Here is a 12,874-nt window from a genome sequence, read left to right as displayed (position 1 = left end):
TTGTTTATTGAGGGCAAAAACGGGGAATCTTATAATAAAGACAGTTTTTGAGATAACCGGTCTGTTTGCGGGCAGGCTGTATAGATTGGAGGTAATTCGTATGTATTACGCAAGTGGAAATTATGAAGCATTTGCCAGACCGAAGAAGCCGGCGGGTGTGGATCAGAAATCGGCATATATTATAGGTTCGGGACTTGGTGCATTGGCGGCAGCCTGTTTTCTGGTAAGAGATGGACAGATGAAAGGCTCGCATGTGCACATTCTGGAGAAAGACCCGATTCCGGGCGGTGCATGTGATGGTTATCAGTACAGCGATATCGGCTATGTTATGCGTGGCGGACGTGAGATGGATAACCATTTTGAGTGTATGTGGGATCTGTTCCGTTCGATTCCGTCCATCGAGACAGAGGGTGTCAGTGTACTGGATGAGTATTACTGGCTGAATAAGGCAGATCCAAACTATTCTTTGTGTCGGGCAACTGAGAATCGGGGGCAGGATGCACATACCGATAAGAAGTTCGGATTGTCCGATAAGGGTGCAATGGAGATCATGAAGCTGTTCTTTACCCCGGATGAAGAATTATATAATAAACGGATCGATGAGTATTTTGATGAAGAAGTGCTTAATTCTAATTTCTGGATGTACTGGCGGACGATGTTTGCATTTGAGAACTGGCATTCTGCACTTGAGATGAAGCTCTATATTAAGCGTTTTATCCATCATGTCGGAGGACTGCCGGATTTCACGGCACTTCGTTTTACCAAATATAACCAGTATGAGTCCATGATTCTTCCGATGGTAAAATATCTGGAATCATTCGGTGTGGTGTTCCATTATAATACCAAGGTTATAAATGTGGAATTCGAGATCGAAGCAGGAAGAAAGCTGGCAAAGAAGATTGATATTATCCGTGACGGTGAAGCAGATGCGATCGATCTGACCGAGAATGATCTGGTATTTATCACAAATGGCGGCTGCGTGGAGAATTCTTCATACGGAAGTCAGAACAAACCGGCTGAATTCAAGACCGAGATCCGTGAGGGTGGCGGATGGGATATGTGGAGGAAGATCGCAGCACAGGATCCATCCTTTGGACATCCGGACAAATTCTGCTACGATCCGGAGCAGTCAAACTGGATGAGCGCAACGGTGACGACATTAGATGAAAAGATTCTCCCGTATATTAAGAAGATCTGTAAGAGAGATCCGCTCTCAGGCAAGGTAGTTACAGGTGGTATTGTGACTGCGAGAGATTCCGAATGGCTGCTTTCCTGGACGATCAATCGTCAGCCGCAGTTCCGTAATCAGCCAAAGGGACAGGTGCTTGTATGGGTATATGGCTTATTCTCGAATAAACCGGGTGATTATGTAAAGAAGACCATGAGGGAATGCACCGGTAAGGAGATCTGCGAGGAATGGCTCTATCATATCGGGGTACCGGAGGAGGAAATACCGGAGCTTGCCGAACACAGCGCAAATACGGTGCCGGTTATGATGCCATATATCACGGCATTTTTCATGCCGCGTGAGAAGGGCGACCGTCCGGATGTCGTACCGGAGGGAGCGGTCAATTTTGCATTCCTTGGACAGTTTGCCGAGACAGCAAGAGATACGATATTTACAACCGAGTATTCGATCCGGACAGGTATGGAAGCAGTATATACTTTGTTGAATATCGATCGTGGTGTGCCGGAGGTCTGGGGCAGTGTCTATGATGTCCGCGACCTGTTAAATGCGACAGTGGCGATCCGGGATGGAAGAAAGATCACAGATATGAAGCTTGGTCTGAAAGAAAAGATCGCGATGAAAGAGCTTTTAAAGGCGGTAGAAGGAACCGATGTCGAGAAACTGCTGCGGGAGCATGGAGCGATATAAATACAAGATCTGTATATAAAGAAAGTCTCACGATATAATATAGTGAAAGAAAACAAAGCATCTGCTGATGTATGGACTTTATATAGTTTATGGATCAGCAGATGTTTTTTATATGGACAATGCAGACCATGACGGATAAACTGTCATGCATGACAAATTTATATATTTATTTTTTATATGCAGTGATATAATACAGGTATCTGCAAAATCTGCAGAAGGAAGGAATAAAAAATCAGGAGGAAAATGAATGAAAAGACATTTAAAAAAAGTAGTATTGGCAATGATCGCATTTGTACTGTGTGGAGTAATGAATGTGACAGGTTCCAATGTAAGTCTGGCAGCAACAGACGTTGAGACGGAGCAGACGGCGGAACTGGAAGCAGCATCAACCGTAAAGCATGTATCAGCGAGAAAACTGTATCATGCAGGTGACTATCTCTACATAGAAACCTCAAAGGGTGTACTTGCGTATAATATGAAAAAACAGACTGCAAAGTATGTTGTAGAGAGTGATGGTGTCAGTGGAGTTTTGGTACACAAAGGATATCTGTATTACAACCTTTATCAGGACAGCCAGATGAGTATCTATAAGATCAAGGCTGATGGAAGTTCAAAGCCAAAACAGATCTGTAAAAATGGAAGACTTGGTTTTATGAAAAACAACCGACTTTATTATGGTCATTCCGGTTTATGTTCTATGAAACTGGACGGAACTGATAAGAAGCGTCACATGAGGGTAAAAGATGATGCAAATGGAAAGGTATTCTATTATAAGGGCAAATATTTCTACAGTGTATTTCCGTATATGACAGAATCCTATTCCGTTGACACAAAATATAAGCATAAAAAGAAATACCCGGCAGGAAATCAAACGGTTTGCAATGCATTTGTCAGAGCTTTTGATGATATGCAGTTTAATGAGAGCCTGACTGTAAGAGGATATCAGTATGGTACTTTGATCAAAAATGGAAAAAGCTCAAATTCCATTTATAAATTTGGAGATTCTTATTATGGAAAGAGTACGGGCAGAACTTCCAAGAAAAGGATCTACCAGTCATCCAAGAAGAAGGTACATGTTCTGGCAGCATGTCCGGGATATATTATGTTTGCAGAAAGCAATCAAAAAGCAAGTTATGAAGATGGAACTGTAAAGATCATCAATGTAAAAGGCAAGGTTGTTGCAACATTAAAGAAGAGTCAGAAATAGAACATATAAAAACAGAAACTATAAATATAATAAATGCTCTGGCAGAGGTGTGGTTTGCCAGAGCATTTGTTGGATTGTACGATAATGTACAAGCGGAAGGACTGCCACATGGCAGATTCCTGTGTTTTGGTTGTGTTTAGAGATGTGTATTATTATTTATTAAACAAGTGCTTCACCAAGTGCGGTACAATCAGCAAGACCTGCTTCATCCGGTGTTTCATGGCAGATCAGTGGAGCTGCTGCAAATACAACGCCATCAGCCTGACACTGGGCTTCCCAGGTATCCATCCATTCGCCGCTTCCCCAGCCGTAAGAACCGAAGATGGCGATCTTCTTGCCGTTTAATGCCGGTTCGCATTCTGCAAACATTGGCTCGAATTCGCTTTCTTCCAGGACTTCAGCACCCATGGCCGGACATCCGAATGCAACAGCGTCATAGCTGTCTAACATGGAAGCTGTAAATTCTGCAGATGTTAAAAGATCACAATCTGCTCCTTTTGCTTTTGCACCATCAGCAACAGCCTGTGCCATTAATGCTGTGTTACCTGTGCCACTCCAATATACAACTGCAACCTTACTCATAGTAGGTTCCTCCTTATAATTCATGTATTTTATATTTAGAGATCTCTGCATTGAAAATATATGCAGAAATCTCCTATATTCATTTTTGTTATGTGAACGTCGTTTGCATAAATAATCATTTTACTATGCGGATGCAATTTTCTAAATACTTATACAGCAACTGTCAGTTGCCAGATGGTTCGTCCCTGATGCCAGAGATCTGCATAGATTTCCCGGCATTTTTTAAATTTTGCAAATGTTTTCTGAGCCTCACCCAGATCACCATATACCTTCCAGTCTCCCATGCCCTTACAGTTGCTTCCGTGGTTCTTGATAAATCCAAGAACATCCTGTAACGGATAACCGAGAAATACACCGATCTCATGAGGAAATTCCGTTGATGCCTGAAGCCTTATACGTAGCTCGGCGAGCAGCTGGTCGACCGTGCCGGACGGATATCCGATGTTCAAAAGAAAGACATTGATCTCCGGTCTTGACAGTTCACGGATCATGGCTTCCGGTCTGTAGACATAGATCAGAGCAGTGTCAGTATTTTCCCGCAGGATTGTTATGCGGATTCCTTTTTTCTGAAATTGTGCATCCCAGACGGCTACGCTTTCGTATAATTCATCCTTTGACATAAAATAATATAAAAACAGGCTGGCTGGTTTTAAGGAAGCCAAGGTAGGCGAACAATGCTTGATCAGATATTCCTCAAACATAATCACAATCTCCTTTTTGCATCGATTCCGACAAATATTCTGCAATATTCAAAAATCCTAAAGCTATATGCAGTGCTGGTACGCTCGCATCAAAGCAACGTTGCATATCAAATTTTAGTATGCACCGTAACTCTGTAAATCATTCAATCTACTGGTTAGACATATCTAACTCATGGGTGCATTATACGGTCTGATCCTGTAAAAATCAAGCGAAAAATGTGATAGAAATTCTCAATAAATTCGACCGTTTTTTGTTGACGGAAAAGGCTTCTGCATGGTATTTTTATAAATGGTTAGCAGAAACTAACCAAAAATCTTGTGAATAAATCGTGTGACTCCATTCTATATGCATCCCTGACTGCTGAAAACAGGGTATGCACCCGGATGCAATGACGGATCCGGGACAGAAGCTGTCACCAGAAAGAAGGATCAAAGCATGATGAATTATTTAGAAATCGAAAAAGTAATCGGAAGAGAAATTATCGACTCCAGAGGAAATCCTACAGTAGAAGCAGAAGTTATTCTTGCAGATGGTACAGTTGGACGTGGCGCAGCTCCAAGTGGTGCATCAACAGGTGAGTTTGAAGCATTGGAGCTTCGTGATGGCGACAAGAACCGTTTTGGCGGCAAGGGCGTCCAAAAGGCAGTAGAGAATATCAATACAACGATCAATGATATGTTAGTTGGAATGGATGCATCAGATACATATGCTGTAGATCAGGCAATGATCAAGGCAGACGGAACAAAGGACAAGTCAAATCTGGGTGCAAATGCAATCCTTGCCGTATCAATCGCAGCAGCAAGAGCAGCAGCTATTTCACTGGATGTACCTTTATATCGTTTCTTAGGCGGTGTAAGCGGCAACAGACTTCCGGTTCCTATGATGAATATTATCAATGGTGGATGCCATGCATTATCATCCGGTCTGGATGTTCAGGAATTTATGATCATGCCGGTTGGTGCTCCTTCATTCAAAGAGTGTCTCAGATGGTGTGCAGAAGTATTCCATGCACTTCAGGCCATCTTAAAAGAAAGAGGACTTGCTACGTCTGTTGGTGATGAAGGTGGATTTGCACCTGCACTTGCATCCGACGAAGAAGCAATCGAGACAATTCTTGAGGCAGTAAAGAAAGCCGGATATGAGCCGGGCAAGGACTTCAAGATTGCGATGGATGCAGCTTCATCCGAGTGGAAGACAGGCAAGGTTGGCGAGTACAAGCTGCCAAAGGCTGGTACTGTATATACATCAGAGGAGCTGATCGCTCACTGGAAGAGACTGGTTGAGAAGTATCCGATCATCTCCATCGAGGATGGTCTGGATGAAGAAGACTGGGAAGGTTGGAAGAAGCTGACTGCAGAGCTTGGAGATAAGGTACAGTTAGTTGGTGATGATCTTTTTGTTACCAATACCGAGAGACTTGCAAAGGGTATCGAGCTTGGCTGTGGTAACAGTATCCTGATCAAGTTAAACCAGATCGGTTCTGTATCAGAGACACTGGAAGCAATCAAGATGGCTCACAAGGCCGGATACACAGCTATCTCATCGCACAGATCCGGTGAGACAGCAGATACAACGATCGCAGATCTTGCAGTTGCTTTAAATACTTGCCAGATCAAGACCGGCGCACCATCCAGATCCGAGCGTGTAGCTAAGTACAATCAGCTCTTAAGAATTGAAGAAGAGCTCGGTGCTTCAGCTGTATATCCTGGGATGAAAGCCTTCAATGTAAAATAATTATTGTCATATATTTTCCTCAAAAAAATATGAATAAATGCTATGGGAGACGTAAGCTTTGCGTCTCCCATATTTTATATGTAAAATAAGACCTGTAAGTAGAGTTTTTCATTGCCGGGTGGTATAATTTTAAACAAGTCATATTATGTTAAAAAGATTCGATGGTTGTGATTACAGACATCGGATCAGGATAATGGGAGGGCATATGAGTCGAATACTGATCATAATAGCAGTCTTACCGGCATTGATCCTGCTGGGTTTTATATATATGAGAGACCGGAAAGAGAAGCCGCCGGTCAAATTAATGGTATTGCTTCTGGCACTTGGTGCAGGTACGATCATTCCGGCAGCGATCGCAGAATTTATCGGGCAGTTAATCGTTGCACAGACAGATACGGATCATCAGACGATGCTGCTGGTGCTCTGCTTTCTGGTGATCGGAATTGTGGAGGAGCTTGGAAAATATCTGGTAACGGTCTGCACTACATGGAAAAACAGAGAATTTCAGCACAGCTATGATGGAGTTATTTATATGGTCTGTGCATCGCTTGGCTTTGCTATATTGGAAAATATCTTATATGTTGCTTCAGGCGGAATCGGAACGGGCATCCTCCGGGCATTTACCGCTATTCCACTTCATTGTACGGTAGGTGTTATCATGGGTGCACTTTATGCGAAGGGCAGAGAAGCGGCATATGCAGGTGACCGTGCGGGTATGATCGGATTTATGGCATGGGCATATATCGTGCCGGTATTTATTCATGGCTTATATGACTATCTTGTGATGGCGGCATCGTATGGATATATTTCGGAGGCATGGGTATTCCTGATCCTTGGAGTGATGTATGTACTTTCAATTTTTCTGATCTTTTACTGTTCAGCGCATGACCGCAGAATTGACGGCAGACCGGAGACTGCAGATTATGGGATGTACCGGATGGATTTTCGCAGACCGGGCAGGGGATATTATTATCCAGATCAACCGGATTACCGGGCGGGTTATCCGGGCTATCCGGGTGGTGATGCATATGGTCAGGCCGGAGGATATATGCAGAATACAAATTACAACCCATACAATGGTGGTTATACACAGGGGATGAATCAGTATCCGGGTAATGGCTATGTGCAGGGGGTGAATCAGTATCCGGGTAATGGCTATGTGCAGGGGATGAACCAGTATCCGGGTAATGACTATGTGCAGGAGATGAACCAGTATCCGGGTAATGGCTATGCGCGGGGGATGAATCAATATCCGCAAACTGGAGTTAATCAATATCCGCAAACTGGAGGGAATCCATATCGGCAGCAGGAGAATCCCGGATCACAGAATTATCCACAGAGTTATACGTCGAATGGCACTGGTACGGATTATGGCATGACAGGGTACAACGGACAAGGACGGAAATAAGACAGGAATTGTGGCAGAAACGCTGAATATGCCGCACGTTTTGATGGAAGAGACATATGATGAATATATAGGAATCCATATAGCAGGAACATTTGCCAGGGGGTGAAATGATGAGATTTCACAACATACCGGTCCGCGATATCATGCAGGAAGCAGTCCGCTATGGCGGGGTGATCGTGGACGTTCGTACCGAAGAAGAATTCCTGAGAGGACACATACCAATGGCAGTCAATGTACCATTGTCGGATATCCAGTATGGTAATTATAATCTTCCTAAAAATAAAGTACTGCTCACATATTGTCAGTATGGAGGCGGCAGTGCACTGGCAGCGAGACTGCTGTCGCAGGCAGGATATAAGGTGATCAATACCGTTGGGGGAATCGTACAGTATAAAGGAGCATTGACGAAAAACCGCTGACAGAGGGTGTAACTAGCCATTATGAAAGAGAAGAAAATGTGGTTTAAAAATGAGAATAACAGAATAGATTGATCCCGGACATGACAGAACCTGTTAAGGAAGTGCATGGCCGGGATTTTTTTGTTTAATTTACTTGTGGTGGCAGGGGGAAGTATGTATAATATGGACAGGGTAATTGGCGGGTATCCCAGGATATTCCGGAGGTACTTATTTTTTAGAAAAGAAAGGATATAGGGTAAATGAGAAAAAGAATTTTAGGAACGATCATTGCGGCAGGTTTTTTTGCTGTAGCAGCATTTGCAGGGGCAAATGGACTGGCAGAGACACAGGCGGCATGTGAACATTCACAGGTGAAGGATGGAGCCTGTGTGGATTGTAATGATCCGGTAGAATGCATCGAGGTAGAGGATGCAAGTGGAACAGCAAAGGGCACTTATTCTAAACTGGAAGATGCAGCGGCGGCTGCCGGAAACGGTGATATACTGAAGCTTCTATATAATTGTGAGAGTACATCAACATATATTGATGCGGGGAATAAGAATCTTACGATTGATCTGAATAAGAAGGAGTTAAAGGCTGTTCATTTCGATATCATGGGCTCGCTTGTGATAGAAAATGGAGAATATAGTGGCTATATCAGGAATGCAGCGACAGGGAATGAACATACATTAACATTTGAAAATGTGAGAGCAGATCTTACGCAGCTTGGATGGTATGCAAAGGGTGGCATTAAACTGGTAAACAGTAATATAGAACAGCAACATGATGGTGCAGCATTTACAGAATGGTGGCTTGAAAAGCTGCAGATGGATCAGACATCTGTTTATAAGATTACAAATTCGCCAAGCGGACTAAGCAATTATGGGTTGCTTTCATTAGATGAAGCTGTGGGCGGTATTGAGGAATTTCTTCCGGCCGGATACACATTGGATGGACAGCCGAATTCCTATAATACGATATTAGATGAAACAGGCACAAAGGCGAGAAGCGTAGAGCTTCGTTATCGCCGGCTGACAGATGCGACAGTTTCTGTATCCATTGCCCCGACTTCTTATGTATATGATGGAAAAGCAAAAGAGCCAACAGTGACTGTCACGTACGATGGCAGAGATCTGACAGAAGGAACGGATTATACCTGTACATTTACAGATAATATCAATGCAGGAACAGCAAGCGTAAAAATAACAGCAAAGGGTAAGACTTATCACGGAGAAACCGTAAAGAATTATACGATCGATAAAGCACCACAGACAGCACCAACCGGTCTTACGACAGAAAATGAAAGTGCAAAAGGGAAAAAGGACGGTTCCATTAAAAATGTTGATGTATCCATGGAATATTCCGTTGACCAGAATGTATGGAAGCCGATCACAGCAAATACGATCACAGGCATTTCTGCCGGTGATTATTACGTCAGATATAAGGAAACAGCAAATTATTATGCCTCGGGAGCAACAAAAGTAACGGTTAAAATGTCTGTTCCGGATGGTGGAACAACAGAAGATGTGACAACAGAAGACGTGACAACGGAAGCTTCTACAGATGCAACGACAGAGGATACAACGGAAGCTACAACTACGACAGAAGATCGTACTGATGATACAACGGAAGATGTAACGACAGAGTCAACGGATGATACTCAGGATGAAACGGAAGATGTGACAACAGAATCCGAAGAAGTTGTATCAACGGAGGACCAAACAACAGAGAAAACAGATGCCGATAAGCCGGATGACCAGAAGAACACCGGAGTAAAGACAGGAGATGATTTTGCTATGAAGACAGCAGTTGCAGGTATGATTATTTCACTGGGGCTTGCCGGAATCGTTGTTATAAATAAACGCAGAAAATAAAATCAGAAACAAAGATATAAGAGAAAAGGAGTGCTGGATTTGGACAGAAATGTCTGAATCTGGCACTTGTGATTGAAAGGAAGTATATGAGCAGAATCGAATTGATCGCTCCATGTCATTTTGGATTGGAGTCAGTATTGAAAAAAGAAATCCTGGATCTTGGATATGAGATCGTTCAGGTAGAAGACGGAAGAATTACATTTGCAGGAGAAGAAGATGCGGTTGCAAGAGCAAATATGTTTATTCGTACAGCTGAACGTATCATGATCAAGTGCGGAAGCTTTAAGGCTGTAACATTTGATGAATTATTTGAAGGAACCAAGAGTATTCCATGGGAGCGGTATCTGACCCGTGATGCAAAATTCTGGGTATCCAAGGCTACATCAAACAAGAGTGCGTTGTTTAGTCCATCTGATATCCAGTCTATCGTGAAGAAAGCTATGGTAGAACGTTTGAAACAGACCTACCATGTATCATGGTTCACGGAAGATGGAGCAGAATATCCGGTTCGTGTATTTATATTTAAGGATATTGTTACAATAGGGTTAGATACATCAGGAGTATCTCTTCATAAACGTGGCTACAGAAAGCTGGTTGGTAAGGCCCCGATATCAGAAACCCTGGCATCGGCACTGATCATGCTGACACCGTGGAACAAGGATCGTGTACTGGTCGACCCATTCTGTGGAAGCGGAACATTTCCAATCGAGGCTGCTATGATCGGAGCAAGGATCGCACCGGGCATCGACCGGGATTTCCTGGCTTCCGAGTGGGCGAAGGTCGGAGATAAGAAGATGTGGTACAATGCGATCGATGAAGCAAATGACATGATCGACCATGATGTGAAGATGAATATTCAGGGCTACGATCTGGATAATGAAATGGTGAAGTGTGCGATGGAGAATGCCAGAGCAGCGGGAGTGGATGAACATATCCATTTCCAACAGAGAGATGTAAAGGATCTCAGGCATCCGAAAAAATATGGCTTTATCATCACGAATCCGCCATATGGTGAACGTCTCGAGGATCGGGAGGATCTTCCTGAATTATATAAGACGATCGGGGAAAGCTTCAGACGACTGGATGACTGGTCGATGTTTCTGATCACGTCATACAGTGAGGCGGAGAAATATATAGGAAGAAAGGCGGATAAGAATCGTAAGATCTACAATGGTATGATCAAATCATATTTCTATCAGTTCATGGGACCAAAGCCGCCAAAGAGAAAGTGAGACCAAATTGAAAAAGTTTTTGATAGCGGTAGCAGTTGCAATCTTGAGTGTATTGCTCTATCTGGGCTTCTTCCGGCATCCGGATGTGAGCGTGGAAAAGACCGACGGTTCGGAGGCTGCGGCCGAGGCAATGATGAAAGAGATCGTAACAAGTGCAAATGAAAAGGGTGTTACGTTATATATTAATGACAATAAGATCACAGAGGCTGAATATCAGGCATATTTCAGTGATCGGTTACAGTTAATGATTCCAATTGCAGCATTTACCGATAAACTGGATTGTCTGGTAAATGTATATGAAAACGGAACGATCACACTGGCAAAAGGTGACAGCCTTGTTAAAGTTTATGGTGATTCGGATATGGTGAACATCAACGGAAATACGATTCAGACGATCGATAAGCCGGAAAGAAAGGATGATATCATCTATGTGCCGGTGAATGAGATCTGCGAGGCATTAAACTACAGCTGTAACATCAATCTGGAGACAAATGCTGCGGTGTTAAAAAAGATTGCCGAGGAAGAAAAGCTTCCGGCTGCATATGATATGAGAGAGCATAATCGTGTTTCTCCTGTCAGAGATCAGGATATCTATGGAACCTGTTGGGCATTTGCATCACTGGCAGCACTGGAAAGTACGATCCGTCCGGCGGAAAGTCCGGTATTTTCTGTTGACCATATGGCACTGAATAACAGCTTTAATGTCAGCCCGTTTGACGGTGGCGAATATTATATGAGTATAGCTTATCTTGCGGCATGGCAGGGACCGGTGCTTGAGGAAGATGATCCGTATGGTGATAACCAGACGGTAAATGGATTGTCGGCGGTAAAGCATCTGGAAGAAGCCATCATCCTGAAGGACAAGAATTACGAGGCGATCAAATCATCCGTATACAAATATGGCGGTGTGGAAACGGTTATTTACTGTGATATGAAGAATGCAACGAGTAGTTCTTATTACTATAACAGAAACCGCAGTTCCTATTATTATGATGGAGATCAGACGCCGAATCATGACGTGGTGATCGTTGGCTGGGATGACAACTATCCGAAGGAATATTTTAATACAGAACCGGCGGGAGATGGCGCATTTATCTGCAAGAATAGCTGGGGGCAGGATTTTGGTGACGAGGGATTTTTTTATATCTCTTATTATGATACCAATATCGGTATGAACAGCGTAGTATATACGAAGCTTGGAAATAGTGACAACTACGACAAGATCTATCAGTCAGATCTGATGGGCGAGGTCGGAACGATGGGATTTGACGACAGGCCGGAGGCCTATTTTGCAAATGTCTATACGGCTGGAAAGAACGAGACATTAAAGGCAGTTTCTTTTTATGCGACAGGCCCGAAAACGACATATGATGTGTATGTTGTGACGGATTTTACCGATGTATCCGACTTGCAGCAGCGGACAAAGGTGGCATCCGGTGAAATGCAGTACGAGGGTTATTATACGATCAATCTAAATGAGGCAGTACCGCTTCCGGATGATCGGAAATTTGCGGTGGTTGTGCATGTGAACACACAGGATTCCACGATGCCGATCGCAATCGAATATAATAATGATGAGAAAACGGCGAACTTTGATATCACGGATGGCGAGGGCTATATCAGCCTGTATGGCACGAAGTGGTCGAGTGCGGAGCAGGAGAATGACTGTAATGTCTGCCTCAAAGCCTTCACGGATGTGGGGGATTGAGAACATGCGGCGATATCTGACAAGGTATAGCAGAGATACATGTTATTTCGCAAGGCGTTCTCACTCTATCCTCATGTAGCGGTACTAAGTTCGCTGCATAAGGCAGCTTACTAAGGACCGACATTCGGACAGGCTTGCTGCATAACAGTATCA

At 43.5% G+C, this 12,874-nt stretch carries 10 protein-coding genes; 8 read left to right on the top strand and 2 right to left on the bottom strand.

What is annotated here, in order from left to right; genetic code table 11:
* Nucleotides 1-100: 100 nt before the first annotated feature.
* Nucleotides 101-1,876 carry an oleate hydratase gene (locus DW959_RS02790; RefSeq protein ID WP_118615352.1) on the top strand — a complete coding sequence of 592 codons (1,776 nt, stop codon included), beginning with the start codon at nucleotides 101-103 and terminating at the stop codon, nucleotides 1,874-1,876.
* 247 nt (nucleotides 1,877-2,123) lie between these two features.
* Entirely contained in the window at nucleotides 2,124-3,083 is a 960-nt protein-coding gene (locus DW959_RS02785) for a hypothetical protein (RefSeq protein WP_117808186.1), read from the top strand.
* Nucleotides 3,084-3,242: 159 nt separating this feature from the next.
* On the opposite strand, the gene DW959_RS02780 is transcribed toward DW959_RS02785, so the two are convergent.
* Together DW959_RS02780 and DW959_RS02775 are read right to left on the bottom strand one after the other, a co-directional pair.
* Nucleotides 3,243-3,665 (bottom strand): flavodoxin, encoded by a 423-nt coding sequence (locus tag DW959_RS02780; protein ID WP_118615350.1) that lies wholly within the window; start codon nucleotides 3,663-3,665, stop codon nucleotides 3,243-3,245.
* Nucleotides 3,666-3,814: 149 nt separating this feature from the next.
* Complete coding sequence (locus DW959_RS02775; protein WP_118615348.1) at nucleotides 3,815-4,366, bottom strand: DUF3793 family protein; 552 nt, start codon at nucleotides 4,364-4,366, stop codon at nucleotides 3,815-3,817.
* Nucleotides 4,367-4,805: 439 nt separating this feature from the next.
* On the opposite strand from DW959_RS02775, the gene eno reads away from it, so the two are divergent.
* The 6 genes from eno (at nucleotide 4,806) to DW959_RS02745 (ending at nucleotide 12,721) form a co-directional block, all read left to right on the top strand.
* A complete protein-coding gene (eno, locus tag DW959_RS02770) occupies nucleotides 4,806-6,101 on the top strand; it encodes a phosphopyruvate hydratase (protein ID WP_118615376.1) in 1,296 nt (431 codons plus the stop codon).
* 205 nt (nucleotides 6,102-6,306) lie between these two features.
* Nucleotides 6,307-7,509 carry a PrsW family glutamic-type intramembrane protease gene (locus DW959_RS02765; RefSeq protein ID WP_182430049.1) on the top strand — a complete coding sequence of 401 codons (1,203 nt, stop codon included), beginning with the start codon at nucleotides 6,307-6,309 and terminating at the stop codon, nucleotides 7,507-7,509.
* A 110-nt stretch (nucleotides 7,510-7,619) separates the two neighbouring features.
* Nucleotides 7,620-7,928, top strand: a complete 309-nt coding sequence (locus DW959_RS02760) for a rhodanese-like domain-containing protein (RefSeq protein ID WP_021943660.1) — start codon at nucleotides 7,620-7,622, stop codon at nucleotides 7,926-7,928.
* A gap of 239 nt (nucleotides 7,929-8,167) precedes the next feature.
* Nucleotides 8,168-9,781 (top strand): hypothetical protein, encoded by a 1,614-nt coding sequence (locus tag DW959_RS02755; RefSeq protein ID WP_118615344.1) that lies wholly within the window; start codon nucleotides 8,168-8,170, stop codon nucleotides 9,779-9,781.
* A gap of 86 nt (nucleotides 9,782-9,867) precedes the next feature.
* Complete coding sequence (locus DW959_RS02750) at nucleotides 9,868-11,013, top strand: class I SAM-dependent RNA methyltransferase (RefSeq protein ID WP_118615342.1); 1,146 nt, start codon at nucleotides 9,868-9,870, stop codon at nucleotides 11,011-11,013.
* A 7-nt stretch (nucleotides 11,014-11,020) separates the two neighbouring features.
* The gene (locus tag DW959_RS02745; protein WP_182430048.1) at nucleotides 11,021-12,721 is read left to right on the top strand and encodes a lectin like domain-containing protein; all 1,701 of its coding nucleotides are present in this window, start codon (nucleotides 11,021-11,023) and stop codon (nucleotides 12,719-12,721) included.
* Nucleotides 12,722-12,874 lie beyond the last annotated feature (153 nt).

It is taken from the genome of Clostridium sp. AM46-21 (genome assembly GCF_003480025.1).
Lineage (GTDB): Bacteria > Bacillota > Clostridia > Lachnospirales > Lachnospiraceae > Coprococcus > Coprococcus ammoniilyticus.
The sequence above is the reverse complement of the archived record's forward strand: the minus strand, read 5'-3'. Positions and strand labels throughout refer to the sequence as shown.

Excerpts from the sequence above, each read along its gene's own strand:
- DW959_RS02790 (WP_118615352.1), top strand. The coding sequence starts at position 101 with ATGTATTACGCAAGTGGAAATTATGAAGCATTTGCCAGACCGAAGAAG.
- DW959_RS02785 (WP_117808186.1), top strand. The coding sequence starts at position 2,124 with ATGAAAAGACATTTAAAAAAAGTAGTATTGGCAATGATCGCATTTGTA.
- DW959_RS02780 (WP_118615350.1), bottom strand. The coding sequence starts at position 3,665 with ATGAGTAAGGTTGCAGTTGTATATTGGAGTGGCACAGGTAACACAGCA.
- DW959_RS02775 (WP_118615348.1), bottom strand. The coding sequence starts at position 4,366 with ATGTTTGAGGAATATCTGATCAAGCATTGTTCGCCTACCTTGGCTTCC.
- eno (WP_118615376.1), top strand. The coding sequence starts at position 4,806 with ATGAATTATTTAGAAATCGAAAAAGTAATCGGAAGAGAAATTATCGAC.
- DW959_RS02765 (WP_182430049.1), top strand. The coding sequence starts at position 6,307 with ATGAGTCGAATACTGATCATAATAGCAGTCTTACCGGCATTGATCCTG.
- DW959_RS02760 (WP_021943660.1), top strand. The coding sequence starts at position 7,620 with ATGAGATTTCACAACATACCGGTCCGCGATATCATGCAGGAAGCAGTC.
- DW959_RS02755 (WP_118615344.1), top strand. The coding sequence starts at position 8,168 with ATGAGAAAAAGAATTTTAGGAACGATCATTGCGGCAGGTTTTTTTGCT.
- DW959_RS02750 (WP_118615342.1), top strand. The coding sequence starts at position 9,868 with ATGAGCAGAATCGAATTGATCGCTCCATGTCATTTTGGATTGGAGTCA.